Origin of the sequence: Streptomyces sp. AJS327 (assembly GCF_013450295.1) — a bacterium.
Classification (GTDB): domain Bacteria; phylum Actinomycetota; class Actinomycetes; order Streptomycetales; family Streptomycetaceae; genus Streptomyces.
The window spans coordinates 1-24,729 of sequence record NZ_SKBR01000005.1; the positions used below are offsets into that span (position 1 = coordinate 1).

A 24,729-nucleotide genomic window follows, 5' to 3' on the forward strand; every position below is an offset into this window, starting at 1 on the left:
GGGCCCCACCGGCCTCCGCCCGGCCGTCGCTGCCGGGGCGGGCCGAGCGTCCGCGCGTAACGTCCCAGTCTGCTACGTAAGTTGACGCAGAGTAGTTGATCAGAAGTCGGTGAACCCCTCTCCCGTTCCTCGTCGCGGCCCGTCTAAACTCCTTCCACTGGCACCCTCCACGCACCCGAAATGACTGGTGAGAACGGTATGTCTCGGATACGTAAGAGCCCTGCCCTGCTCGCGGCGCTCGCCCTCCTGGCCCTCAGTGCCTGTGGTTCCGAGACTGCGAAGAGTGAGGGAAAGGTCGTTCTCACCGTCCCCTCCTGGGCTGGCGGCGAGGCCAACGTGGCCGTCGCCCGCTACCTCCTGGAGGAGGAACTGAACTACGAGGTCTCCGAGCGGAAGCTGGACGAGCGGGACGCCTGGGAGGCGCTCCACACCGGCAAGGCCCACGCCATGCTGGAGGACTGGGGCCACCAGGACCTCCGACGGGAGTACGTGCACGACAAGAGCACGGTGGTCTCGGCCGGGAGCATGGGCATCAACGGGAAGATCGGCTGGTACGTCCCCACCTACCTCGCGGAGAAGCACCCCGAGGTGACGGACTGGCGCAAACTCAACGCCAACTCCCACCTGTTCGCCCCCGGAGGCAAGGACGAGAAGCCCGGCTCCGGAGACGGCGGGCCGTCCGACACCGGCCACGACACCGGCGGTTCGGGAGACTCCGGCGGATCCGGTGACTCCGAGGGAACCGGCGGGGAGAAGGGGGCAGGCCCCTCGGACGGGAACGACACCACCGACTCCGCCGCCGGGAAGGGATCCGGCGCCACCGGCCAACTCCTCGAAGGCTCCCGGAAGTTCCTCACCCACGACGAGGCGCTGCTGAAGAACCTCGACCTGAACTTCACCACCGTCTACACCGGCAGCGAGGACGCCCAGCTCAAGGAGATCCGGAAGCGGGCCAAGAAGCGCGAGCCCTTCCTCACCTACTGGTGGCGCCCACACTGGGTCGAGGCCGAGGTGGAACTGACCGAGGTGCGGCTGCCCTCCCACTACGGCGGCTGCGACGAGAACAAGAAGAAGGTCGACTGCGGCTACCCGGAGACCAAGCTGGAGAAGTACCTCAACCGGGACTTCAGCAAGGACGGCGGCAAGGCGGCGACGCTGCTGCGCAACTTCCAGTGGAGCGCCGACGACCAGAACTCCGTCGCGAAGCGGATGACCGAGGACGGGCTGAGTCCCCGCGAGGCCGCCAAGGAGTGGGTGGAGAAGAACAAGGGTGTCTGGAAGGTCTGGCTCTGGGGTACCTGACCCCGAGCCCCACCCACACGTCCAACCGGTCGCCCCCGCCCGCACGTTCGGCCCGCACACCCCCCGCCCCGGCCGTCCGCCGGTACGGGGGGCTGGCCCCCGTGGTTCCCCCGGGGCGGCTCAGCGGACGATGTGCGGCAGGAAGCGCGCGTAGCCGTCCGTCACCAGCCCGGCCGACTCGCGGATGCCCAGCCCGGCCGCCGCGTCCCGCACCACCCAGGCGCCCAGCACCACCCGGTTCCCGGCGAACGTCGGCAGCGGCAACAGCGCCTGGTAGCAGGCCGGTTCGGAACGGAGCACCGCCTCGGGACCCGGCTCGTGCAGGGTGATGCCCGCGCCCTCCCGGCCGAACAGCGGCTTGGCCGCGTACCCCGTCGTCGCGGCCAGCTCGCGCGGACCGTCGACGTAGGCGGGCAGCAGGTTCGGATGGTCCGGGAACAGCTCCCACAGGATGGCCAGCAGCGCCTTGTTGGACAGCAGCATCTTCCAGGCGGGCTCGATCCACAGGGTGGTGCCGGTGCCACCGCCGTTGTCCAGTGTGTCCAGCGCCCGCGGCCCGAACTCGTCGGTGACCAGCCACTCCCACGGGTAGAGCTTGAAGCAGGAGCGGATGAAGCGCAGCCGCTGGTCGACGAAGCGCCCGGACAGCCCGTCCCAGCCGATCTCCTCCACCGGGATCGCCTCGGTCTCCAACCCCGCCTGCCGGGCGGTCTCCTGGAGGTAGGCGACGGTCATCAGGTCCTCGCCGGTCTCGTCCTCCACGGAGTGCGCGAAGTGCACCGGCGCCCCCGGGGGCAGCAGTTCGGCCTGCTCCCGCCAGGCGTCCACCAGCCGCTCGTGCAGGGAGTTCCACTGGTCGGCGTCGGGGAAGCGCTCCTCCATCCAGAACCACTGCGGGGAGGCCGCCTCCACCAGCGAGGTGGGGGTGTCCGCGTTGTACTCCAGCATCTTCGCCGGACCGGTGCCGTCGTAGTGCAGGTCGAACCGACCGTATATGGACGGCTGTTCGGCACGTCGTCGCCAGGACTCACTGACCAGCGCGGTGACCCGGCGGTCGGTCAGCCCGAGGTCCGCGAACCGGTCCTCGGCGACGATGTGGTCGGCCGCCGCGAGGCACATCCGGTGCAGTTCCTCGACCGTGCGCTCCAGGGCCTCGATCTCCGGGAGCGTGAAGGAGTAGTAGGCGCTCTCATCCCAGTACGGCCGCAGCGAGTCGTCCGGGTACCGGGTCAACTCGTAGATGCAGCCCTGCTCTTCGACGATCCGCTGCCAACCGGGGCGCGGAGTGATGGTGTGCCGTTCCATGACGCCCCCTCAGCCGCCCACCCTGCCGCCGCCCTTGCAGCCGAAGCCGCCGGAGGAGACGGAACTCTTCACGAAGGAACCGCTGGTGGCGTAGGAGGAGCCCTTGCCGCCGTAGTACCACTGCGGATCGGTCCGGCTTCCGTAGCCACCACCGGAGCCACCGGAACCACTGCTGAAGCCGTCGTCTTCGCCGTACGGGTCGTCGGTCTCGTACCCCGAGCTGGAACCGCCGGAGCTGAGCCCGCTGGAGCTGGAACCGCTGGAGCTGAGCCCGCTGGAGCTGGAACCGCTCGAACTCAGGCCGCCGGAGCCGCCGGCCCGGCACTCGCTGTCGCTGAGCACCCGGTAGCCGGACCCCGTGATGTCGTTGCGGTCCACACACCGTTTGTCGGGCTCCGAGGACCCGCAGGCGGTGAGGGTCATCGCGAGCGCCCCCATGCCCCCCAGGATGACCGTGCTGGAACGAAGCTTCCGGTGCGCCATCTCTCGTCTCCCCCGTGACGTCGGCTGATGTGACCCGTCGGACGCCGGACGCGTGTGCGTCCCGGCGCTTCCCCGTCCGCGTCGGCGTGGACCGCCGGACGGGCGGCCGGTGGTCGGCTCCGGCTCGTGCCCGGCGGATGTCTCCGGCCGAGGACCCCACCCGCCCAGCCCCCACCCCAGCGACTGTCGGACGGGCCGAACGACCGTCATGCGACGGTGGGTGCCCAGGTGTTGGGATGGCCGGGAGGCCGTGCGGTCCCGCGCGAAGTGGACAGGGACACGGCAAGAGTAGGCGGCCCGGGGAACCGTGCGTACGGCGGTTGCCCCTTTCTTTCCGCACCTGGAACCGGGGCGGCACCGATTCAGTACAGAATCCCAACACAACCCCCGCCGGGAGCCGTTCGGGATCCCGGCGCGCCCGGGCCGGCCATCCCGGACCGCGCCCGGGCGGAACACGGCGGCCCCGGCCGCGCCCAGCGGGGCTCCACGGCCCCTCCGGAGCCCTCCCGAGGCCCTCCCGGAGTCCTCCGCGAGCCCTCCCGGTAACACCCGGCGATCCGGCATCTCCGCCTCCGGAACACCCTTGTGTACAGGGCGAATTCCGGCCCCGGCAACACAGGATCCGCCACAGCGAGCCCCGTTGTGTCATCACCCGGTAACAGTCCTTCCCCGAGATCGTGGCAGTCGGCAAGGATGTTGATCGACCACCAGCGCACGGCCGTACGGCAGTTGGGCAGCCGTGCCACCGATCACCAGGGGGATCCCGGAAGATGCTTCGTACGCAGCGCCGTAAGACGGTCCTGACCGCCGTCGCCCTGATGGCGACCACCGCTCTGCTCACCTCCTGCCAGAGCGACGACGACTCGGGGGGCGAGAAGTCCGACGGCGGCTCCTCCCAGGAGGACGCGAAGGACACCTCCGGCGGCGGCGACGGCGAGGACAAGGGCGGCGGGTCCGGCGACGGCGGGGACAAGGGCGACGGCAAGGGTGGCAAGGGCGCGACGGGCACGTGGTTCGGCAAGGTGTCGTACATGGCGCCGGGGAAGTACACGGTGAGCGACCAGAAGGGCACCAAGCAGGCGTTCTTCACCTCCACGTCCACCAACATCCAGGGCAGCGGCGACATCTGCGGTGACGAGAACGGTCAGGCGGCCACCAAGTGCACCGAGGGCCAGCTGGAGGCCGCCGCGAAGAAGGGCGTGTCCGCGAAGGTGGAGATCAGGAGCGGCACCGCGCTCAGCGTCATCGACGACCGCTGACCGCCGCCGCACGCTCCGCGTGCCCCCGTCCCCGTGGGCGGACGACCCGCCCACGGGGACCGCGAGCACCGCGGCAACCCCCACGGCTTCGCCAACCCCCCATCACACACCACGCGTTCACCGCGCTCACGGCCACGGCCCACGGGCGAGCGCCGGGCGGGCGGAGGCGCGGTGCCGGTCCGCCGCACGCCGGGACCTCCCGCGCCGCGCGGTCCGCGACGACCGCTGCTCGGCGGCGAAATCGGCGCGGCTCAGGCGGGTTTGTTGGCGAGGGCGAGCAGGTGGGAGCTGGCGGCCAGCAACTCCGGGTAGGGGTCGGCCAGTCGGGCGGCGGTGAGCGCCGACTCGAAGAGCGCGCTGTCGTCCAGAGGCCGTCCGGCGACCTGTTCGGCGGCCTTCAGCAGACTCCACGCCGGGCCCTCCACGCCCCGCACCTCGGTACCGGTGAACCCCGCGTTGGTGACCTCCGTGCCCAGCTCCGTCGCGCCGTGGAAGTGGACGGTGGTGACGGTGGCGCTCTCGTCCCGCGCCGGGCCGCCGAGAGCGGCGCTGACCTCCTCACGCACGCTGTCCCGGTGCAGATGCGCCAGCGCGGTGTGGTCGAACAGGGCGGCGTACCGGTTGATTCCGGCTGCGGCGAGCAGCCCGCCGGGACGCAGTACCCGGTGCGCCTCCGCGAGGGCCCGGTCCCGGTCGGCGCGCTCCACCAGGTGGTACAGCGGCCCCAGCAGCAGCACGGCGTCGAACGAACCGTCCATGGCGTGGAGTTCACGCGCGTCCCCCAGCTCGGCCGCGCAGCCGGGGAGGGCGCGGGCCTGCTCGACATGGAGCGGGACGGGGTCCACCAGCCGCACCTGGTAGCCGTCCCCCACCAGCCAGCGGGCGTGCGTGCCGGGACCTCCACCGACGTCGAGGACGAGCGCGGGAGGCCGGGGCAGCCGCGCGCGCAGCAGTTCCTGGGTGCGGAGTAACTCCAGCCGCCCGTCCGCGGAGGCGGTCAGCCGCAGCGCTTCGGCGGCGGTGGAGTAGTAGGTCATGACCTCGGGCGCTATGGGGAACATGCCCCGCATTCTGGTCGCGGCCGCCCCCGGCAACCAGACACCCACGAAACCCTTGAACACCCCCCACCCCCACCCCCGTTGGCCCGCCTGCCCCCCGCTGTCCGGGTACCAGGGACGGTCCATCCCGCCCCCGTCTGGCGGCGGACGGAGCGGTGCGGGATCAGCGGGTGGCGAAGGTGTAGCCGAGCAGAGCCACCCCGAGGCCCATGACCGTGACGAAACAGTAGAGCCACGCCGGAACGCCGAAGAACCGCGTTCCCTGGTCATCCGCGTGGGGCTCGGGATTGTGGCACTCGGGATCGGTGCATACGCCTTCGGTGCGGATCTTCATGGGGCTACCGCTTTCGGGCTCGTATCAGGGCTGCCATCACGATACCGACCAGCACGGCCGATAACGGCGCGACAACCATGCAGCCGGACGACCCCCCGTCCGTACCCTGGTCTCCCCCGGAGGGGGTACGGCGTGCCTTCCGCCGCCGCTCTTGCTGTGCCGACCGCCCCGGCTTCCGCTCGCCTTGTCCTGGTACTCGCTGTAGTCGCTCATCCGTCCTTCTCCACTGATCACTGGGTGACTGTTCAGCGGCGAGGTCAGGCCGGAGGAACGGTGCTGGTGGGCACGGCGGGGTCAGGTGGACCCGCGCACCTACTCGCCACGTCTCCATGCTGGAGCGGTCCACCGGGCAGAACGACGTCGCTCTGAGCGTCCGGTCGGTGACACACGCGGGCGTCAAACTGGTGTCACGACAGGGGAGTTGGGGGAGGACGTCCAGGTATGACGACACCATCGGGGGTTCCGAACGACACACTTAGGGCGGTGCGCATCTCCCTGCGGATGAGCCAGGACGACCTGGCGCGCGCGATCCGTCGCGCGGGGGACGCGGCCAACGAACCCAACGAGGCGTCCAAACGCCTCGTTTAGCGGTGGGAAAGCGGTGTGAGCCGATGGCCCCGCCAGGTCTACGCCCGAGCGTTGGAGAGCGTCACTGGTCTGCCCGTCGAGTCACTGGGCTTCGTACTCCCGGTGCCCGCGGCGCGGGTCGTGGGCGATGGCAGAGGAGGGCATGACATGCAGCACGGTACGAACAGTGAGGGCTCCCCGGGGGACAGTCCGCAGGTGGTACTCAACGCGGCACGTGAGAACTACACGGCATCTGGCTGAGCCGGTACGAGTACTTCTCCTCGGGCCGGGACGCGATGTTCCGCGGCCTTCACCACGTCGTGCTGCTCCAACGCGGCGAACGACTCACGGGACGGTCGCTCGACGGCGCGTCATCGAACCCGGATTCCCCCCTCTCCGTTGACCTCACCATCGACCGGAACGTGGTCACCGGAACCTGGCGGGAGCAGACAGCGGAGGACGGTTACTACGCGGGGGCCCACTACCACGGGGCACTTCAGCTCCTCGTGGAGCCGACCGGGCGGCGCATGGTGGGCAAGTGGATCGGATTCGGCAAGGATTTCGACGTGAACACGGGGCCGTGGGAGCTGGTCTTCCAGGAGGCGTCCACGTCCCAGGACGCGATGACCCGGTACAGCCGGACCCCTGGATAGCCCCCGGGCGTGGGTCGGGTGGGGAACCGTCCGCCTGGGGGCGGACGGTTCCGGGCCGGGGGCGGTGGCGCCGCCCCCGGCCGTGGTCTGGTGACCGTTGTTCAGGGGGAGTTGGGCCTCCGCGTCAGGAGAGGGCGGCGCGAAGCTGTTCGAGACCCCAGTCCAGGTCCTCCTTGGAGATCACCAGGGGCGGCGCGATGCGGATCGTCGACCCGTGGGTGTCCTTCACGAGGACGCCCCTGGCCATGAGCTTCTCCGAGATCTCGCGGCCGGTGCCGTGCGCCGGGTCGATGTCGACCCCGGCCCAGAGTCCCCGTCCGCGCACGGCGCGTACGGCGCCCGAGGCGTGCTCGGTCAGCAGGCCGAGTTCGCTGTGCAGATGCTCACCCAGCTCGCGGGCCCGCTCCTGGTACTCGCCGGTGCGCAGCATGTCGATGACCTCCAGCGCCACGGCGCTGGCCAGCGGGTTGCCGCCGAAGGTGGAGCCGTGCTCGCCCGGCTGGTACACGCCGAGCACGTCGCGGTCGGCGACCACCGCCGAGACGGGGACGACGCCGCCGCCCAGCGCCTTGCCCAGCACGTACATGTCGGGAACGACGCCGTCCGGCTCCTCCTGTTCGCAGGCGAAGGTGGCGCCGGTGCGGCCCAGTCCGGACTGGATCTCGTCGGCGATGAACAGCACCCCGCGCCGCCGGGTCAACTCCCGTACTCCGGCGAGGTATCCGGCGGGCGGCACCAGCACCCCGGCCTCGCCCTGGATGGGTTCGAGCAGGACGGCGACGGTGTGTTCGTCCACGGCGTTCTCCAGCGCGGCGAGGTCGCCGTAGGGGACGATCTCGAACCCGGGGGTGTACGGGCCGAAGTCGGCGCGGGCCTCCTCGTCGGTGGAGAAGCTGACGATGGTGGTGGTGCGGCCGTGGAAGTTGTTCTCCGCGACGACGATCTTGGCCTTGTCCCGTGGGACGCCCTTGACCTGGTAGCCCCACTTCCGCGCGGTCTTGACCGCCGTCTCGACGGCCTCGGCGCCGGTGTTCATCGGCAGCACCATCTCCTTGCCGCACAGCTCGGCGAGGCGGGTGCAGAAGTCCGCGAAGCGGTCGTGGTGGAAGGCCCGGGAGGTCAGGGTGACGCGGTCCAGCTGGGCCGTGGCCGCCGCGATCAGACGGGGGTTGCGGTGGCCGAAGTTGAGCGCCGAGTAACCGGCCAGCATGTCCAGATACCGATTGCCGTCGACATCCGTCATCCACGCGCCCTCGGCCGAGGCGACGACCAGGGGGAGGGGGTGGTAGTTGTGCGCACTGTGCGCGTCCGCTGCGGCGATCAGCCCGGCGGTCGTGGTCATACGGGGTCTCCGTTTCACTCGGGCACTCGTGTGGCGAGTGCACAGCGTCGTGCGGGCCCGGTGGGGCGCTGCCCTTTCTACCGTCCGGCGTGCGCGCCGCGAAGAGGCACAGCACCGGGAAAACCGCCCGTGGGACGGGCGTACCCGGACACGTCGCACGCCACCGAGTAGCGCAAGGTCAGTTTCGGTCAGGCTGACCGGAGTTCCGCCCCCTCCGTCCCGGTGTCGTGCGTCCGACGCGGTACGTTTCCCGCGCCTCACCCGTCCTGCCCGCACCCGTACCGTCCGTACCCGTTCCGGTGGCGCGCGCACCGTCCGTACCCGGACGAGCCGACGCCCGGCCGCCTCCGTGGGGCACCGGTGCCCGTCCGCCCGCGACGCGGCGCGACGTCCCGGGCGCGAGCCGGACGCGGAACCGGACGTGGGGTCTGACGCGGAACCGGACGTGGGGCCGGGCGCGGAACCGGGCGCATGCCGGTGCTGCCCGGGGGCGCGGACCGGGCGGCGGCGCGACCGGGGTGCGGCCGGGGTGGGCCGTACCCCGGTGTGCGTCGCGGTGCCCGACATCACTGCCGGGCCCGGCTCGGCCACCCGGAGGAACCTGAGACAATGAGTTCATGGCAAACGACCGTCCCCGTGTGCTCTCCGGTATCCAGCCCACCTCGGGCTCGTTCCACCTCGGCAACTATCTGGGTGCGGTGCGTCAGTGGGGGGAGCTACAGGAGACACACGACGCCTTCTACGCGGTCGTCGATCTCCACGCCATCACGATTCCCAAGGACCCGGCCGAGCTGCGGGAGAACACCCGCTTCGCCGCCGCCCAGCTGCTGGCCACCGGACTCGACCCGGACCGCTGCACGCTCTTCCTCCAGAGCCACGTCCCCGAGCACACCCAGCTCAGCTGGATCATGGAGTGCCTCACCGGCTTCGGTGAGGCGTCCCGGATGACCCAGTTCAAGGACAAGTCCAGCAAGCAGGGCACCGACCGCACGACCGTCGGGCTCTTCACCTACCCGGTCCTCCAGGTCGCCGACATCCTGATCTACCAGGCCGACCAGGTCCCGGTCGGGGAGGACCAGCGGCAGCACGTCGAGCTGACCAGGAACCTCGCGGAGCGGTTCAACGCCCGCTTCGGTGACACCTTCACCGTCCCGGAGGCGTACATCCCGCGCGAGACGGCGAAGATCTTCGATCTTCAGGACCCCTCGGTGAAGATGAGCAAGTCCGCGTCCACGCCGAAGGGGATCATCAACCTCCTCGACGAGCCGAAGGTCTCGGCCAAGAAGGTCAAGAGCGCCGTCACCGACACCGACACGGTCGTCCGGTTCGACGAGGAGAAGAAGCCCGGCGTCAGCAACCTGCTCACGATCTTCGCCACGCTCACCGGCGACCCGATCCCGGAGCTGGAAGCCCGGTACGACGGCAAGGGGTACGGCGCGCTCAAGACCGACCTGGCCGAGGTCGTCGCCGAGTGGGTGACACCGTTCCGGGCGCGCACGCGGCAGTACCTGGACGATCCGGCGGAGCTGGACGCGGTCCTCGCCAAGGGCGCGGCCAAGGCGCGAGCGGTGGCCGCGGACACCCTGGAGCGCGCCTACGACAGGGTGGGATTGCTTCCCGCCAGGCACTGACAGCGCGGGGGGCACACAAGGCACACTGTGCCCGGCGGGTCTCCGGGAGACGGTGGTTCCGGGCCGGTGGCCCGGCCCACGCCGCCGGACGGGCCGGGGTCGAGGCCCCGGGAGCACCCGGGGAAGTCCAGGGAGAGAAGGGAGAGCCACGTGCGAGAGACAGCCCCCATCACGGTCGGCGTATCCGTCGCGGTTCCCGAGCCGTTCGGCACCCTGCTACAGGGCCGCCGCGCGAGCTTCGGCGATCCGGCGGCGCACGGCATCCCCACGCACATCACCCTGCTTCCGCCGACCCGGGTCGACGCCGCCGACCGGCCGGCCATCGTGGAGCACCTCGCCCGCGTCGCCGAACAGGGCCGCCCCTTCCGGGTGCGGCTGCACGGCACCGACACCTTCCGGCCGGTCTCCCCGGTGGTCTTCGTCCAGGTCATCGAGGGCGGTTCCGCCTGCTCCTGGCTCCAGGAGCGGGTCCGGGACGCCGAGGGACCGCTGTCGCGGCGGCTCGACTTCCCGTACCACCCGCACGTCACCGTCGCGCACGGCATCTCCGAAGAGGCCATGGACACCGCCTACGCCGAGCTGGCCGACTTCGAGGCCGACTGGACGGCCGGCGGGTTCGCGCTGTACGAGCAGGGCGCCGACTGCGTGTGGCGGCTCCGGCGCGAGTTCACCTTCGGCCCGCCCCCCGCCGCCGAGATCCCCGGTTCCGGAGCGCGCGCCGCCACCCCGCCGGTGGCGGAGTCCGGCGCCCCCTCCACGGGGCCGTGTCTGCCAGCGGTGCCCCGGCAGGCCACCTGGCCCTCCTCGGCCTGCGACGGCGGGGCCGCCGTCGCCCCCCTCGCCTGAGTGACCTGAGTCACGCCGCGTCGCCCGCCCGTCCGCTGCCGCACTCCCCGCGCGCCCCCGTCCGTGGCCCGTCTCCTCTGAGGTTCTCCCGTCCGTGGCCCGTCCCGTCCGGGAGCAGCCCCGTCCCGTCCGCGCTCCGCGCGTGCGTCTGCCACGCTGACCATGGAGAGAGGGGACCATGGAGAAGCTGGCTACGCTGCCGTTCGTCGGGCCGTTCTTCGCCTGGCTCTTCCGCACCCGGGTCTGGGCGGTCTACGAGCACCTGGACCGGCGGAAGTGGGCGAGGCTGTCCGCCGCCATCACCTACGCCAGCTTCCTCGCGCTCTTTCCGATGATCCTCGTCGGGGCCGCGATCGGCGCGGCCTTCCTGACACCCACGCGGGTGCGGCAGTTCCAGGACTTCCTCGCCGACCAGGTGCCCGGCATCTCGGGCCAGCTCGACCTCCAGGCGCTGGTGGACCACGCGGGGACGCTCGGCCTGATCGCCGGGGCGATGCTGCTCGTCACCGGCGTCGGCTGGGTGGCCACACTCCGTGAGTGCCTGCGGACCGTCTGGGACCTGGAGGAGGACCCCGGCAACCCGGTGCTGCTCCGCGTCAAGGACTTCGGGGTGCTCCTCGGGCTCGGCGCGGTCGGCCTGGTGTCGATGGCGGGTTCGGCCTTCTCGATCACTGCGGTCCGCCGGGTGTCGGAGTGGATGGGGCTCGCGGAGGGCGGCCTTGGCGACGTGCTGCTGCGCGTCGCGGCGTACGCGGCGGCCATCGCCGCCAGCTTCCTGCTGCTCTGGTACGTGCTGACGGTGCTGCCCCGGGTCCGTCCGGCCCGGCGGTCAGCCCTGCTCGCGGCGCTGTTCGGCGCGGTCGGCTTCGAGCTGCTGAAGCTGCTGCTGGGCGGCTACCTCAAGGAGGTCGCGGCGAAGAACATGTACGGGGCGTTCGGGGTGCCCGTCGCGCTGCTGCTCTGGCTCAGCCTGGTGACGCGGCTGCTGCTGGTCTGCGCCGCGTGGACGGCGACCGAGCCCACCGACCCCACGGACCCCGCGCACACCGCCTCCCCGGAGCCCTCCGGAGACGACCCCCGGGACGACTCCGACGAACGGGGCGTAGGCGACGAGCGCGGGGAGGGCGACGAGCACGGGCGGCGCGACGAGCCAGCGGAGCACCGGGAGCGCGACGGACCCGGCGAGCCCCGGCGCTCTCCGTAGTCCGGGGCGGCGTCCCGCCGGCCGCCCGCCGCCCGACGGGTCGCCGCGACCGGGTTACGGACGGTGCTGGCCCTGGCGGTGCTGCCCGTGTTCCCCGGGGCGCTTGCGCAGCCGGGTCAGCTCGGGCAGCGGCCAGCGGCGGTGGACCCCGTAGGCGAGCAGCCCGAGCAGGGCCAGGCAGCCGGCGGTCACGCCGAGAGCGGTGCCCGCGCCGCCCGAGGGCTTGTCGGCCGCCTGGTCGGCCGCCGTCGACTCCTTGCCGTCGTCCTTCTCGGTACGCCGCTTCGTCTCGGTGACGGGTGCCACCAGCCGGCCGACCGGGCGGACCTTCTCGGCGGCGGAGAACCCCCAGTCGAACAGCCGCGCCGTCTCGCGGAAGACCGGGAGTATGCCCTCCTTCTCCGGGTGCATGACGGTCACCAGCAGCACCCGCTCACCGCGCTGCGCGACGCCGGTGAAGGTCGACCCGGCCTTCGACGTGGTGCCGTTCTTCACCCCGGCTATGCCGGGATAGGGGTCCATGCCGGGGGCTCCGGTCAGCAGCCGGTTGGTGCTCTGGATCTCGAAGGTCTCGCGCTTCGCCTTCTTCCCGTTCTTCTTCTCCCGCTCCTCCCCGGGGAAGTCCGCGGTGGCCGTCGCCGCGTACTTCCGGAACTCGGCGTTCTGCATGCCGGACCGGGCGATCAGCGAGAGGTCGTAGGCGGAGGACACCTGGCCCGGGCGGTCGTACCCGTCGGGGCTGACCGCGTGCGTGTCCAGCGCGCGCAGTTCCTTGGCCCGCGCGTTCATCTGCCGCACGGTCCGCTCCTTGCCGCCGTTCATGGCGGACAGCACGTGGACCGCGTCGTTGCCGGAGCGGAGGAAGACGCCCCGCCACAGGTCGTCCACCGCGTACGTCTGGTGCTCCTTGACGCCGACGAGGCTGCTGCCCGTGCCCATCCCGGCCAGGTCGGCGGGGGCCACCTTGTGCTTCTGGTCCTTCGGCAGCTTCGGCAGCACCGTGTCCGCGAACAGCATCTTCAGGGTGCTGGCGGGGGGCAGTTTCCAGTGCGCGTTGTGCGAGGCCAGCACCTCGCCGGTCTCCGCGTCCGAGACGATCCACGAGCGGGCGGTCACCCCGCGCGGCAGGGCGGGCGCACCGGTCCTCAGCGACACCTGGGTGCCGGGCTTGCCGAGCCGTGCGCCGCCCACGGTGGACATCGTGGACGGGGGTCTGGCCTGCTTCTCCGGTTTGTCGTCCGCTCCCGGCCCGTCGGCCCGCGCGCTGCCCGGCAGCAGTAAGACGGGGAGCAGCAGGGAGCCGCTGGTGAGAGCGGCGAGGACGCGGGCCCGGCGCGCGCGGCGCCGGGAGGCTTCGGCGGGCCGAAGGGTGACGGAGTCGGCGGCGGAGCCGAGAGGACGACGAGGCACCCAGTGAACGTACAGGGGCGGGGCTACGGTGTGGATACTCAGGTACCGATCAAGGAGCTGGGTAGCCCCCACCAGCGACGGTATTCGGCCGACGGCCATACTTTCGATATGAAGCTGAGTCGCCCCCTCTCCCTCTTCCTGCTCGCCTTCGGGGCGTGGTCGTGGTTTATCTGGGTCACGTTCGTCCGCAATCTCTGGAAGGACGGCAGTGGGCTGGCCTTCGACGACACGGGGGACCCCACCGGATACTTCTGGGTGCACCTCACGCTCGCCGTGGTCTCCTTCCTGCTCGGTACCGCGATCGGCGCGATCGGCTGGCGCGGACTGCGCGCCCTCCGTGCCGAGCGGCCCACCGGGGGCGGGACCGGAGCGCGCGGAGGGAGCGGCTCCGTTGCCGGCCCGCCGGGAACGCACGGCTAGCGGGGTACGGACGGCGGTGGCGCGGTGGTCGGGTTTCGGCCGAGTATCGGAGAGGTCAGGCAGAGCACGCCCCGGAGGCGTCCTGAAGAACGGACGACCGTGCCGGAGCCCGTTGCTCCGGCACGCGTCGCCGGTACGGACGGTCGGGGCAGGGACAGGTTGGGGTGGGCATGGTCGTGGTCTTCGCGCTGGTAGCGCTGCTGGTCCTCGGGTTGCTGGCGGGGGTGCACCGGTACCTGTGGCAGCGGCTGGTGCGGGACGTCTCGCGGCCCGGCGGGCCCTGGCGCCGGGTGGGCACGGTACTGGTGTGGGTGCTGCCGCTGATCACCGTGGCGACGTTCGTCAGCAGCCGCGGTGGGGCGCCGTTCACCCTCCAGCGGGTGCTGGCCTGGCCCGGCTACCTGTGGCTGGCGCTGGTCCTCTACGTCACGCTGGCGCTGCTGGTGGGCGAGGCGGTCCGGCCGCTGCTCCGGCGCTGGCTGGCCCGCCGGGACGCTGCGGGTGCTGGCCGAAACCCCACCACCGCGTCCGCTGGCCGAAAAGCGCCCTCAGATAGCGGCCCCGAGGGGGAGGCGGACGCCGACGGGCACGGGAGGACCGGCGGCCCCCGGAGCCCCGCCGGAGGCGCCGAGAGCGCCCCCGCCCCGGGCGGCGCCGACGGAACGCCCGAGCCCGCCGCCGCGTCGAGGGAGACGGCCGCCCCGGTGGCCGTCACCACCGCCGAGCGCCCCGCCGGGATGGTGGAGCCGGACGGCGAACCGGCATCCGGCGGCCCGGAGGGCGAACCGGCTTCCGGTAGCCGGGACGGCGCCGCGAGCGCGTCCGCCGAGACCCCCGGGGCCGGGGCGAGCGGCGAGGCACCGGGCCGGGACGCGGAGCGGTCCGGCACCCCGAGGCCGGAGCCGGAGTCCGGCCCGGAGCCGGACGCGCGGGAGGTCTCGCGGCGGCTGTTCGTCTCCCGGGTGGTGGGCACCGGGGCCGCGCTGGTCGGCACCGCGACCGTGGGCGCGGGCGCCTACAGCGTGCTCAACGGGCCGACGCTGAAGCGGATCACCGTTCCACTGGCCAAGTTGCCCCGCCGGGCGCACGGTTACCGCATCGCGGTGGTCAGCGACGTCCACATCGGTCCGGTACTGGGCCGGGCCCACACCCGCCGCGTCGTCGAGACCATCAACCGGGCGCAGCCCGATCTGGTGGCGATCGTCGGAGACCTGGTGGACGGCACCGTGGACGACCTCGGGCCGGCCGCCGCGCCGCTGCGCGAACTGCGGTCCCGGGACGGCAACTTCTTCGTCACCGGCAACCACGAGTACTTCGGGGACGCGGACTCCTGGGTGGACCACCTGCGTGAGCTGAACATCCACACCCTCGCCAACACCCGCCGCGAGATGCCCTGGTTCGACCTCGCCGGGGTCAACGACGTGCAGGGCGAGGAGGAGGGGGAGGGCCCCGACTTCCAGAAGGCCCTCGGGGACCGCGACACCGCCCGCGCCTCGGTGCTGCTGGCCCACCAGCCGGTGCAGATCCACGACGCGGTGGACCACGGCGTCGACCTCCAGCTCTCCGGGCACACGCACGGCGGGCAGCTGTGGCCTGGGGAGTACCTGGCGGGGCTCGCCAACCCGACCGTCGCGGGCCTGGAGCGGTACGGGGACACGCAGCTGTACGTCAGCCGGGGGGCCGGGGCCTGGGGGCCGCCGGTGCGCGTCGGCGCCGAATCCGACGTGACCGTGGTGGAGTTGGCCTCCCGCAGGACCTGACCCCACGACCGGGCCCACGGGGCAGCGCGCTCGCTCACCGCCCTCCGCTCCGGCGATCCGCCCTCCGCTCCCGCTCGCGCTTCGGCGTTCCGCCGGGGCCTCCGCGCTGACGGTGCTCCGCTGGCGTCCGCCTGAACAGCGCCGTGACCGGGGTGAGTTGGCGTGCCCGGTGCCCGGTGCCCGGCAGCGTGGCGCGGTGGCGTGGCGCGGCGGCGTACGGTACGGATCGCGATATCGCGCCAACCGGACGGCGGGGCGGGCGGCGGATATCCGGCGGTACGCCGCCCGATGCGGAGTCCGCCCCAACATCCCTTTCTGGCTTGATCGTTGACTCGCCGATCGGGGCCTCGCCGCTGCCGGTACCGGTGACGCCCCGGAGGACGGGGCCCCCGGGGTTCGGTGCGCCCCGGGGTTCGGTGCGTCCGGGGTTCGGTTCGGGGTTCGGAGTGCACGCCGGGGAACAACTCCCGGGCGGCTGGGGCGAGTCACCGGCACCGGCCGGGGGCGGGTGGGTCAGCGGGCGAGCAGTCCGCGGACCCGGGGCCAGGAGTCGGCGCGCGCCGCCTGGTCGGCGGCGGAGACCGCCCCGACCGAGCCGCGCTGTCCGCCCTCCTGTCCCGGCTGGCCGTAGGGGAACCAGTTCACATGGTGACCGGCCCGGGGGTAGACGAGCCCGCGGGGTGCCGTGTCCGATCCGGCGCGGGCCGCGATCTCGCGGGTGGAGCCCGCCGAGTCCCACATCCGGTCGTCCCCGCCGCCGATGGCCAGGACCTCGCCGCGGACCCGGTCGAGCGGGATCGGGCCGCGCGGGACGGGCTTCCCGTCGTCGGTCCAGGCGGCGGTGCCCACCGGGTAGGGGCCGATGACCTTCGCGGACGGCGCGTAGACGACGACGTCCCGGACCAGTTCCGGGCGGCGCTGACCGAGCAGCTGCGCCACCTCGCTGCCGCGCGAGTTCCCCATCACGGCGAGGCGTTCGGCGTCCGCGGCGGGCTGGGAGCCGACGAGGCGCGCGGCCCGGCCGAAGTAGTCCAGGTCGATGCGGTTGAGCGCCTCGGGCCGCCCGGACCCCTCGCCACAGCGGAAGTAGCAGAGGGCCAGGGCCGGATGGCCGTGCGCGGCGAGCTGGGCCGCCGCGTACGTCCCGGCGCCGCCGCCCTCCGAGCCGCCGAACACCAGGACCGGGGCCCGCTTCGGCGAACCCTTCGGCGGGGTGTACAGGTCGCCGTGGACCCCGTCCTCGGCGACGGTCAGGGAGCGGTGCCCGGCGCCACGCGGCAGCCACTCCCGGGTGAGGGTGCGCTCGGCCAGCCGCTTGCCGGTGGCGCCGCCCCGCCGGACGGTGAGCCGCACCGGGTAGGAGCGGGCGTCACCGGGGGCCTTCGGGCGGAACGAGAACGTCTTCCCCGAGCCGACCTTGGCGGCGGCCTCGCCCCCGCCGTGCGGCAGCATCGCGGAGAGCAGCCCCATGCTGTCGGCCTTCGGGTACGGGCGGCCGCCGCGCGGCGCCTGCCGCTCCAGGTCGACGGTGCCGTCCCGGCGGGCGGTGAACTCCCCGGCGGCGCGCCAGGGTTCACCCCCGCGGTCCTCCGCCTCGGCCTGGAGCGTCACGCGGGCGCCCGCGCGGAGCCCCGTCAGCGTGATCCGCACCCGCTGGTCGGCGCGGGCCGTGGCCCGGTCGACGTCGATGGCCGGTCCGCCGTCTTCCCGGCCCTGGGCGGAGCCGGAGTCGCGCCCGCCGGAGCCATCGCCGCAGCCGCTGACGAGGAGGCCCACCGCGAGCAGGAGCGGGACGAGCGGACCGGATGCCGGGCGGGCGAGGTGGGACGGGCGGGGGCCCAGCGGGGTGCGGGCGGCGCGGAGGCGGGCGCGGCGCCGCCCGGGGCCGTGGCGCCGGGGCCACCGGCCGCGCGCGGGGCCGCCGCTCCGGGGCTCGCTGGCTTCGCTGGCGGGCGCACCGCCTGTCCGTCCTGTCCACACGCGTACCACGGAGGGCAGCCTACGCCGGGCCTCAGCGGTCTGGACGGTCGTCCGCGGGCCGGTCCGGCGTCCGCCCGGCGGGTCCGCCCTCCGCAGGGGCGCGAAGCGGCCGGGCCAGCGGGGACGCTGGCCCGGCCGCCCGCGGTGTCCGGCTCCGGCGGAGTACCGGGACGGGGTCCGGCCGTCCGGGTGGGCTGGGCGGCCGGGCGGGTCAGCCGCCCCGGGCGTGGGTGCCCCGGGGTCCGGCCGCGCGGGCCGTCCGGCTCCCGGCCGTCCGGCCGTCGGGTCCCGCCGGGGGTCAGCCGGTCAGCTGCTCTGCGCGGTCTGGTACAGGGTCTCGGCGTCGGCACCGAAGTGCGGGCCGAACATGGTGTTCGGCAGGAAGACGTAGCCGAAGCTGTTCACCGAGGACTGGAGGCCCTGTCCGGTGGACTCGTCGAAGTCGGTGAACCAGGGGCCGCCGCTGGAGCCGCCGGTCATGTCGCAGTCCATGCCGTGGTCGTTGGAGAGCAGCGGGTCCTTGAAGGTGGTGCCGGAGCAGTAGATCAGCCGCTCACCGTCGTACGGGTCGGCCGCGGGGAAGCCGAAGGCGTACATGTCCTGGTTGTGCTCGCCGTTGAAGGCCAGCCCCTGGCCGCCGACCACGTCGGTGAGCTTCTTTCCGTCCAGCTCGCCCACGACGGCGGCGCCCACGTCGTAGTTGATGTCCTCGCTGGCCTCCCACTGCGGGGTGGTCAGGGTCTCGCTGGCGGTCCACTTGCCGTGCGGGGCCTCGCCGTTGTCGTAACCGGGGACGAACACCCAGTCGGTGTGCCAGTTTCCGTCCATCTTGACGCAGTGCCCTGCGGTCATGACGGTGCTGGAGTTCTCACTGGTGACGGCGTTGCCGGAGCAGGACGCCTGGCGTCCGTCGTAGGTGAAGAAGACCCGGCCGGAGGTGGTGACGACGTCCCCGCCCCCGGTCCACTCCCCACCGGCCTGGGGAAAGTCGGCCGGTCCCACGCCGCGTTCGGGCGCGGCGGGGGTGACGCCCTCGACGGTGCGCTCCGCGCCGCTCGCCACGGACTTCCGCGGCTGCTGGCCGAGCTTCGTGACGGCCTCGGGCGCGAGCTGCTCCAGCGGGGTGGCGTCGCGCATCCGCTCGGCGGTCCAGAACTCCTGGAGCCGTTCGGGGTCCTGGGTCTCGGTGACCGAGGCGGGGGCGGTGGCGACGGCGCTCTTCCCGGAGTCCGGCGCGTTGGCCGCCGGGCTGCTGGAGGCCGCGGCCGGAGCGGCCAGCGCGCCGGTCGCGAGCAGCGCGGCCGAGGCGGTTATCGCGCCCCAACGCGCGTAGCGCGACCGTCTGTTGAGGGGTGATCCGCTGGTGGCGCCGGTGGGGGTGGGGAAGGTGGTGCGGTGGGATCCGGTGCGTCTCACGCGTACTCCTTCTGATGTGGGTGCTGCTGGCGTCCTGGTGGTGCGTCACGTGCGGCGGTGCCGTGTTCCCGCGCGGTGTCGCGCGGCGGTGCGCTGTGCGGTGGCGTTCCGTACGGTCCGCGCCGTTCGTACGGTTCCGCGGCATCCACGCGCGTCGCGTGGCGTGGGGCGGGCCCGGGGGCCCGTCGCGCGGCGGAGGGGTGGTGCGGACGCGTGCGGTTCCGCCCGGCCGTGCGGCGCCCCGCGCGGGGGCGGCACGTACGACCGTTCTGTCATGAGCCTGCCGCAGATCAGGGAAGGCGCCAGGGGTGCGGCGGCAGTTGGCCGGATTCCGCTGGCTCCGCGCCGTTCCGGACAGGCGTGGTACCGGCCAGTCCGGGCTGGCTTGAGCCCGCGCGGCGGCTTTGACGGCCCCTCGGTGGCGATCTACCGTGGATCGCGATGTATACCCCCCGGGGGTAATGAAGCGGGGGTATGAGTCAAGGAGGTCGCGGTGAACGCGAGCGATTGGCGGCTGCGCGGTGAGTGGTTCGACGTGTGCAGCTGCAAGCTTCCGTGTCCGTGCTCGTTCGCCCAGGAACCCACCCACGGCGACTGCCTGTTCACCCTGGTGTGGCAGGTGCGCGAGGGGTACTTCGAGGACGTCCGGCTCGACGGACTCGGCGTGGTCGCGCTGGGGGAGTTCGCGGGGAACATGTGGGAGGGCGACCCGGACGTCGGGATGACGGTGATGCTCTACATCGACGCGAAGGGCGACACCCGCCAACGGGCCGCGCTGGAGAGGATCTTCACCGGGCAGGTCGGCGGCTGGCCGGGCACGTTCGGTGCGTTGATCCGTGAGGTCCGGGAAGTTCGGTACGAGCCCGTCGAGTTCGAGTCCGCCGAGGACCTGGCGTACTGGCGGGCCACCATCCCGGACCGCGTCAGCGTCGGCGCGCGGGCACTCACCGGGCCCACCGCCGACCCGTCCCGCCGGGTGCAACTCGTCAACGCCCCCGGCTCGGAGGTGGGCCCGGGACAGATCGCCACCTGGGGAGTGGTCAGCGAGGACCGAGCGGAGGGCTTCGCCTACTCCCACGAGTACCGGGGCGGCTCCAGCAAACACTTCCCGTTCGACTGGCGCCCCTGACTCCAGCGGGCACCGCACACGGCGGCGGCCCCGTCCCCAGGGGGGGCGGGGCCGCGGTCGCACCCGGCGCGCGGGCCCGGCGGTGGTGTCACCGGACCCGCGCGGACGCTCAGAAGCGCCGGGTGATCAGCGCCTTCTTGACCTCGGCGATGGCCTTGGTGACCTCGATACCGCGCGGGCAGGCGTCCGTGCAGTTGAAGGTGGTGCGGCAACGCCACACCCCGTCCTTGTCGTTGAGGATCTCCAGCCGCTGCTCGCCCGCCTCGTCCCGGCTGTCGAAGATGAACCGGTGCGCGTTGACGATGGCCGCGGGCCCGAAGTACTGCCCGTCGTTCCAGTAGATCGGGCAGGAGGAGGTGCAGGCCGCGCAGAGGATGCACTTGGTGGTGTCGTCGAAGCGCTCCCGGTCCTCGGGCGACTGGAGGCGCTCCCTCGTCGGCTCGTTCCCCGCCGTCACCAGGAACGGCATGACGTCCCGGTACGCCTGGAAGAACGGCTCCATGTCGACGACCAGGTCCTTGAGGACCGTCAGCCCCTTGATCGGCTCGACCGTGATCGGCTTGGGCTCGCCGTCCTTGCCGGTGGCGACGAGGTCCTTGATCAGCGTCTTGCAGGCCAGCCGGTTCACGCCGTTGATCCGCATGGCGTCCGAGCCGCAGATGCCGTGGGCGCAGGAACGGCGGAAGGTGAGGCTGCCGTCCTCCTCCCACTTGATCTGGTGCAGCGCGTCCAGCACGCGCTCCTTCGGGTCGATCCGGAGGGTGAAGTCCTCCCAGAACGCGTTCTCCGAGATCTCCGGGTTGAACCGGCGGACGCGGAAGACCGCGGTGATCAGCTGGCTCGCGCCGCTCTCCGCCGGTTCGGCGGAGGAGCCGGAGGCGTCGCCCTTGGACAGCGTTGCGGTGCTCATCAGTACTTACGCTCCATCGGCTGGTAGCGGGTCTGCACGACCGGCTTGTAGTCCAGCCGGATCGACTCGGTGCCGTCGTCGCCCACCTCGCGGTACGCCATGGTGTGCCGCATGAAGTTGACGTCGTCGCGGTTGGGGAAGTCCTCGCGGTAGTGGCCGCCGCGCGACTCCTTGCGGGCCAGCGCGGAGACCGCCGTCACCTCGGCGAGGTCCAGCAGGTTGCCCAGCTCCAGGGCCTCCAGCAGGTCCGTGTTGAACCGCTTGCCCTTGTCCTGCACGCTGATGTTCCGGTAGCGCCCGCGCAGCTGGCCGATCTCCTCGACGGCCTCCTTCAGGGTCTGCTCCGTGCGGAAGACCATGACGTTCTTGTCCATGGTCTCCTGGAGCGCCCGGCGGATCTCCACCACGCGCTCGTCGCCCGTCGCGTCCCGTAGGTTCGCCACCTCGTCCTCGACGAACTTCGCCGGGTGCTCCGGGAGTTCGACGAAGTCGGCGGTGGCGGCGTACTCGGCCGCCGCGATCCCGGCCCGCCGCCCGAACACGTTGATGTCCAGCAGCGAGTTGGTGCCCAGCCGGTTGGCGCCGTGCACCGAGACGCAGGCGACCTCACCCGCCGCGTACAGCCCCGGGATCACCGTGGTGTTGTCCGACAGGACCTCACCCTCGACGTTGGTGGGGATCCCGCCCATCGCGTAGTGCGCGGTCGGCTGGATCGGCACCGGGTCGGTGTAGGGCTCGATGCCCAGGTAGGTCCGGGCGAACTCGGTGATGTCCGGGAGCTTGGCGTCCAGCTGCTCCGGCGGCAGGTGGGTCAGGTCCAGGTAGACGTGGTCCTTGTCGGCGCCGCAGCCACGGCCCTCGCGGATCTCGGTGTAGATCGCGCGGGAGACCACGTCCCGCGAGGCCAGGTCCTTCATGACGGGCGCGTACTTCTCCATGAAGCGCTCGCCGTCCCGGTTGCGCAGGATGCCGCCCTCACCACGGGCGCCCTCGGTGAGCAGGATGCCCATCTTCCAGATGCCGGTCGGGTGGAACTGGAAGAACTCCATGTCCTCCAGCGGCAGTCCGCGCCGGAAGGCCGCCGCCTGGCCGTCGCCGGTCAGCGTGTGGGCGTTGGAGGAGACCTTGAAGAACTTGCCGTTGCCGCCCGAGGCGAAGACCACGGACTTGGCCTGGAAGACGTGGATCTCGCCGGTGGCCAGCTCGTACGCGACCACGCCAGCCGTCCGCCGCACCCCGTCCGGGCCCTCGTTCAGCAGCAGGTCCAGGACGTAGAACTCGTTGTAGAACTCCACCCCCTCCTTGACGCAGTTCTGGTACAGCGTCTGGAGGATCATGTGGCCGGTGCGGTCCGCCGCGTAGCAGGACCGGCGCACCGGGGCCTCGCCGTGGTTACGGCTGTGACCGCCGAACCGGCGCTGGTCGATGGTGCCGTCCTCGGTGCGGTTGAACGGCAGACCCATCTTCTCCAGGTCGAGAACGGAGTCGATGGCCTCCTTCGCCAGGATCTCGGCGGCGTCCTGGTCGACCAGGTAGTCGCCGCCCTTGATGGTGTCGAAGGTGTGCCACTCCCAGTTGTCCTCCTCGACGTTGGCCAGTGCGGCGGCCATGCCGCCCTGGGCCGCGCCGGTGTGGGAACGCGTGGGGTAGAGCTTGGTCAGCACCGCGGTGCGGCTGCGCTTCGTGGACTCGATGGCCGCGCGCATACCCGCGCCACCGGCGCCGACGATGACGGTGTCGTACTTGTGGAACTTCTGGATCTTCATCGGGGATACCTCAGCCTCAGCCCGGGTCAGCGGATGTTCGGGTCGAAGGTGAAGATCACCAGCGTGCCCAGCAGGACCGTGAACACCGTCGCGGTGTACAGCAGCATTTTCAGCCAGAACCGGGTGTTGTCCCGCTGTGCGTAGTCGTTGATGACCGTGCGCAGCCCGTTCGCGCCGTGCAACATCGCCAGCCACAGCATGATCAGGTCCCAGGCCTGCCAGAACGGCGAGGCCCAGCGGCCCGCGACGAAGGCGAAACCGATCTTGGTGACACCGCCGTCCAGTACCAGCTGGATCAGCAGGTGGCCGATGACCAGGACGGTGAGCAGCACGCCGGACAGCCGCATGAACAGCCAGCCGTACAGCTCGAAGTTGGTCCGGGTGGCCTTCGGGGTCTTACGGGTGCGCGCCCGGGGCGGCTCGATGACCGGGGCCGGATGGTCCACGTCGTACAGCGTCACGGCCTCGGAGGACTCGGACGCGGGGGTCGTGTCGGTCGACATCACTCATCAGCTCCCGAACAGCGAACGCAGCGTGTGCTGGAGGACGGGGTAGAAGGCTCCGGCCATCAGCACGGCCCAGATGCCCATGACGGCCCACAGCAGCTGCTTCTGGTACCGCGCGCCCTTCCACCAGAAGTCCACGGCGATGACCCGCAGGCCGTTCAGCGCGTGGAAGAGCACGGCCGCGACGAGGCCGTACTCCATGAGGTTGACGAGGGGCGTCTTGTAGATGGCCACGGTGTCGTCGTACGCCTCGGGGGAGACGCGGACGAGAGCGGTGTCGAGGACGTGTACGAACAGGAAGAAGAAGATGAGGACACCGGTGACTCGATGAGCCACCCAGGACCACATGCCTTCCCGGCCGCGATACAGCGTTCCAGCCGGCACGGAATAAACCCTCCGGGAGCGGGACGGGGGCCTGCCGCCATCTTCGAATTAACGCAGCGGTGTCGGTCGGGCCCGGCCGGGTACGGTCCACCGGCCGCAGCCATCGTAGCGACGGGCTGTCGGCTGATTCGTGTCGGGTACGCAGGTGTGATCGATCAGGCACGGACGGACCAGCCCGCCGCCCGTCCCCCTGGGCCCCGGTACCGACGGTCCGCTCGCGTTCGCGGCGTTCCGGTCGCGACGACCTCCGGGCGCGGCGGAACGGGCGGGCCGCGTGGCGCGAGACGACGGGGGACGCGGGGGACGACGGGGGCGACGCGGGCTGGAGCGGGGCGGCGAGGGCGACGGCAGGGGCACGGTCCGGGCGGCCCGGCGAGGGCCGGCGACGGTGGGTGACCCCGGGGCCGGTGGCCGGGCCCGGGGGGCCGCCCGGGCTTAGCGCAGCGCGGTCAGCAGGCGCTCCAGTCGGCCGCGGGCCAGCCGCCGCAGTTCGTTGGCGGTGACCACGCGCTCCTCGTCCGGCTCGTTGTTCAGCCGGGTGCGGATGCCGGACAGCGTCTGGTCCAGCCGCTCGCTCCGGCAGAGGCCGTCCAGGCAGATGATGAAGGTGTGGCCGAAGCGGCGCTCGTACGCGGTGTGGGCGGCGCGTAGCGCGGTGTGCGCCGCGAGGGCCGCGGGCTGGTCCGTCGAGGGGTGCAGGGCCCGCTCGCGCGCCAGCGCCTCGGTCAGCTCCTCCCGGGTGAGGTCGTAGCTCGCCTCGTCGGCGGCGGCGAGCAGTGACTCCATGTCCGGGTACGGGCGGTGCGCCGCCAGCCGGGCCGCCCAGCGGCGGCTGCCGCAGCAGCTGAGCAGGACCGTCTCGGCCTGGGCCGCAGGCGCGTGGTTCAGCCGGTGGAGCAGCGAACCGCGCGGGGTGGGCGCGCGGGCCGCGGCGTCCGTCGCCAGTTCGGCGGTCGCCTCCAGGGTGGTCTCCGGTGGTGCGGCGGGTACGCGTTCGGCCGGGCTCCGGGTGGCGCCGTCCGGCTGCTCCGGGACGGTGCCGTCGGCCGGGCGGGGTGAGCCGT

At 72.2% G+C, this 24,729-nt stretch carries 21 protein-coding genes and 1 pseudogene; 9 read left to right on the plus strand and 13 right to left on the minus strand.

Features of this window, described 5'->3' with window-relative positions; all coding sequences use genetic code 11:
- The first annotated feature begins 198 nt into the window (after positions 1-198).
- The gene (locus E0L36_RS25770) at positions 199-1,302 is read left to right on the plus strand and encodes a glycine betaine ABC transporter substrate-binding protein (RefSeq protein WP_180931734.1); all 1,104 of its coding nucleotides are present in this window, start codon (positions 199-201) and stop codon (positions 1,300-1,302) included.
- Positions 1,303-1,422: 120 nt separating this feature from the next.
- Here E0L36_RS25770 and E0L36_RS25775 read toward each other — a convergent pair whose 3' ends face one another.
- On the minus strand, positions 1,423-2,607 hold the full coding sequence (locus E0L36_RS25775) for a glutathionylspermidine synthase family protein (RefSeq protein WP_180931735.1): 1,185 nt from the start codon (positions 2,605-2,607) through the stop codon (positions 1,423-1,425).
- A 9-nt stretch (positions 2,608-2,616) separates the two neighbouring features.
- Positions 2,617-3,090, minus strand: coding sequence for a hypothetical protein (locus E0L36_RS25780; RefSeq protein WP_180931736.1), 474 nt, complete (start codon positions 3,088-3,090; stop codon positions 2,617-2,619).
- Positions 3,091-3,860: 770 nt separating this feature from the next.
- Between E0L36_RS25780 and E0L36_RS25785 the strand changes: the two genes are divergently transcribed.
- On the plus strand, positions 3,861-4,349 hold the full coding sequence (locus E0L36_RS25785; RefSeq protein ID WP_180931737.1) for a hypothetical protein: 489 nt from the start codon (positions 3,861-3,863) through the stop codon (positions 4,347-4,349).
- A gap of 251 nt (positions 4,350-4,600) precedes the next feature.
- Here the strand turns inward: E0L36_RS25785 and E0L36_RS25790 are convergent, their stop codons facing one another.
- The gene (locus E0L36_RS25790) at positions 4,601-5,410 is read right to left on the minus strand and encodes a class I SAM-dependent methyltransferase (protein WP_258016618.1); all 810 of its coding nucleotides are present in this window, start codon (positions 5,408-5,410) and stop codon (positions 4,601-4,603) included.
- A gap of 160 nt (positions 5,411-5,570) precedes the next feature.
- Complete coding sequence (locus tag E0L36_RS25795; RefSeq protein WP_180931738.1) at positions 5,571-5,741, minus strand: hypothetical protein; 171 nt, start codon at positions 5,739-5,741, stop codon at positions 5,571-5,573.
- Positions 5,742-6,182: 441 nt separating this feature from the next.
- Between E0L36_RS25795 and E0L36_RS28615 the strand changes: the two are divergent.
- Positions 6,183-6,961, plus strand: a pseudogene (locus tag E0L36_RS28615) (XRE family transcriptional regulator).
- Between the two features lie 124 nt (positions 6,962-7,085).
- Here the strand turns inward: E0L36_RS28615 and rocD are convergent.
- Positions 7,086-8,303 carry an ornithine--oxo-acid transaminase gene (gene rocD / locus E0L36_RS25805; protein ID WP_180931739.1) on the minus strand — a complete coding sequence of 406 codons (1,218 nt, stop codon included), beginning with the start codon at positions 8,301-8,303 and terminating at the stop codon, positions 7,086-7,088.
- 617 nt (positions 8,304-8,920) lie between these two features.
- Between rocD and trpS the strand changes: the two genes are divergently transcribed.
- The 3 genes from trpS (at position 8,921) to E0L36_RS25820 (ending at position 11,984) form a co-directional block, all read left to right on the plus strand.
- Entirely contained in the window at positions 8,921-9,934 is a 1,014-nt protein-coding gene (trpS, locus tag E0L36_RS25810; protein WP_180931740.1) for a tryptophan--tRNA ligase, read from the plus strand.
- A gap of 168 nt (positions 9,935-10,102) precedes the next feature.
- Entirely contained in the window at positions 10,103-10,780 is a 678-nt protein-coding gene (locus E0L36_RS25815) for a 2'-5' RNA ligase family protein (protein ID WP_180931807.1), read from the plus strand.
- A gap of 178 nt (positions 10,781-10,958) precedes the next feature.
- Positions 10,959-11,984, plus strand: coding sequence for a YihY/virulence factor BrkB family protein (locus tag E0L36_RS25820; RefSeq protein ID WP_180931741.1), 1,026 nt, complete (start codon positions 10,959-10,961; stop codon positions 11,982-11,984).
- A 54-nt stretch (positions 11,985-12,038) separates the two neighbouring features.
- On the opposite strand, the gene E0L36_RS25825 is transcribed toward E0L36_RS25820, so the two are convergent.
- Entirely contained in the window at positions 12,039-13,394 is a 1,356-nt protein-coding gene (locus E0L36_RS25825; protein ID WP_308416942.1) for a D-alanyl-D-alanine carboxypeptidase, read from the minus strand.
- Positions 13,395-13,502: 108 nt separating this feature from the next.
- On the opposite strand from E0L36_RS25825, the gene E0L36_RS25830 reads away from it, so the two are divergent.
- Both E0L36_RS25830 and E0L36_RS25835 read left to right on the plus strand, forming a co-directional pair.
- Entirely contained in the window at positions 13,503-13,814 is a 312-nt protein-coding gene (locus E0L36_RS25830; protein ID WP_180931743.1) for an SCO4848 family membrane protein, read from the plus strand.
- A 170-nt stretch (positions 13,815-13,984) separates the two neighbouring features.
- Entirely contained in the window at positions 13,985-15,574 is a 1,590-nt protein-coding gene (locus tag E0L36_RS25835) for a metallophosphoesterase (RefSeq protein ID WP_180931808.1), read from the plus strand.
- Positions 15,575-16,087: 513 nt separating this feature from the next.
- On the opposite strand, the gene E0L36_RS25840 is transcribed toward E0L36_RS25835, so the two are convergent.
- On the minus strand, positions 16,088-17,563 hold the full coding sequence (locus E0L36_RS25840) for an acyl-CoA thioesterase/bile acid-CoA:amino acid N-acyltransferase family protein (protein ID WP_308416943.1): 1,476 nt from the start codon (positions 17,561-17,563) through the stop codon (positions 16,088-16,090).
- 297 nt (positions 17,564-17,860) lie between these two features.
- Positions 17,861-18,868, minus strand: coding sequence for a serine protease (locus E0L36_RS25845; RefSeq protein WP_180931810.1), 1,008 nt, complete (start codon positions 18,866-18,868; stop codon positions 17,861-17,863).
- Between the two features lie 595 nt (positions 18,869-19,463).
- On the opposite strand from E0L36_RS25845, the gene E0L36_RS25850 reads away from it, so the two are divergent.
- Complete coding sequence (locus tag E0L36_RS25850) at positions 19,464-20,099, plus strand: DUF1326 domain-containing protein (RefSeq protein ID WP_180931744.1); 636 nt, start codon at positions 19,464-19,466, stop codon at positions 20,097-20,099.
- A gap of 109 nt (positions 20,100-20,208) precedes the next feature.
- Here the strand turns inward: E0L36_RS25850 and E0L36_RS25855 are convergent, their stop codons facing one another.
- The 5 genes from E0L36_RS25855 to E0L36_RS28085 all read right to left on the minus strand — a co-directional run bounded on the left by E0L36_RS25855 (position 20,209) and on the right by E0L36_RS28085 (position 24,610).
- Complete coding sequence (locus tag E0L36_RS25855; protein ID WP_180931745.1) at positions 20,209-21,009, minus strand: succinate dehydrogenase iron-sulfur subunit; 801 nt, start codon at positions 21,007-21,009, stop codon at positions 20,209-20,211.
- Positions 21,009-22,775, minus strand: a complete 1,767-nt coding sequence (gene sdhA / locus E0L36_RS25860) for a succinate dehydrogenase flavoprotein subunit (protein ID WP_180931746.1) — start codon at positions 22,773-22,775, stop codon at positions 21,009-21,011. Before sdhA ends, E0L36_RS25855 begins: the two co-directional genes overlap by 1 nt.
- A gap of 26 nt (positions 22,776-22,801) precedes the next feature.
- Complete coding sequence (locus E0L36_RS25865) at positions 22,802-23,278, minus strand: succinate dehydrogenase hydrophobic membrane anchor subunit (protein WP_180931747.1); 477 nt, start codon at positions 23,276-23,278, stop codon at positions 22,802-22,804.
- Between the two features lie 6 nt (positions 23,279-23,284).
- Complete coding sequence (gene sdhC / locus E0L36_RS25870) at positions 23,285-23,665, minus strand: succinate dehydrogenase, cytochrome b556 subunit (RefSeq protein ID WP_180931748.1); 381 nt, start codon at positions 23,663-23,665, stop codon at positions 23,285-23,287.
- Positions 23,666-24,100: 435 nt separating this feature from the next.
- Positions 24,101-24,610 (minus strand): 2-oxo-4-hydroxy-4-carboxy-5-ureidoimidazoline decarboxylase, encoded by a 510-nt coding sequence (locus tag E0L36_RS28085; protein ID WP_374705595.1) that lies wholly within the window; start codon positions 24,608-24,610, stop codon positions 24,101-24,103.
- Positions 24,611-24,729 lie beyond the last annotated feature (119 nt).

Bases quoted from the DNA above. Each gene is read 5' to 3' on its own strand.
- trpS (WP_180931740.1), top strand. From the start codon at position 8,921: ATGGCAAACGACCGTCCCCGTGTGCTCTCCGGTATCCAGCCCACCTCG.
- E0L36_RS25835 (WP_180931808.1), top strand. From the start codon at position 13,985: ATGGTCGTGGTCTTCGCGCTGGTAGCGCTGCTGGTCCTCGGGTTGCTG.
- E0L36_RS25830 (WP_180931743.1), top strand. From the start codon at position 13,503: ATGAAGCTGAGTCGCCCCCTCTCCCTCTTCCTGCTCGCCTTCGGGGCG.
- E0L36_RS25785 (WP_180931737.1), top strand. From the start codon at position 3,861: ATGCTTCGTACGCAGCGCCGTAAGACGGTCCTGACCGCCGTCGCCCTG.
- E0L36_RS25865 (WP_180931747.1), bottom strand. From the start codon at position 23,278: ATGTCGACCGACACGACCCCCGCGTCCGAGTCCTCCGAGGCCGTGACG.
- E0L36_RS25820 (WP_180931741.1), top strand. From the start codon at position 10,959: ATGGAGAAGCTGGCTACGCTGCCGTTCGTCGGGCCGTTCTTCGCCTGG.
- E0L36_RS25770 (WP_180931734.1), top strand. From the start codon at position 199: ATGTCTCGGATACGTAAGAGCCCTGCCCTGCTCGCGGCGCTCGCCCTC.
- E0L36_RS25790 (WP_258016618.1), bottom strand. From the start codon at position 5,410: ATGTTCCCCATAGCGCCCGAGGTCATGACCTACTACTCCACCGCCGCC.
- rocD (WP_180931739.1), bottom strand. From the start codon at position 8,303: ATGACCACGACCGCCGGGCTGATCGCCGCAGCGGACGCGCACAGTGCG.
- E0L36_RS25780 (WP_180931736.1), bottom strand. From the start codon at position 3,090: ATGGCGCACCGGAAGCTTCGTTCCAGCACGGTCATCCTGGGGGGCATG.
- E0L36_RS25795 (WP_180931738.1), bottom strand. From the start codon at position 5,741: ATGAAGATCCGCACCGAAGGCGTATGCACCGATCCCGAGTGCCACAAT.
- E0L36_RS25775 (WP_180931735.1), bottom strand. From the start codon at position 2,607: ATGGAACGGCACACCATCACTCCGCGCCCCGGTTGGCAGCGGATCGTC.
- E0L36_RS25855 (WP_180931745.1), bottom strand. From the start codon at position 21,009: ATGAGCACCGCAACGCTGTCCAAGGGCGACGCCTCCGGCTCCTCCGCC.
- sdhA (WP_180931746.1), bottom strand. From the start codon at position 22,775: ATGAAGATCCAGAAGTTCCACAAGTACGACACCGTCATCGTCGGCGCC.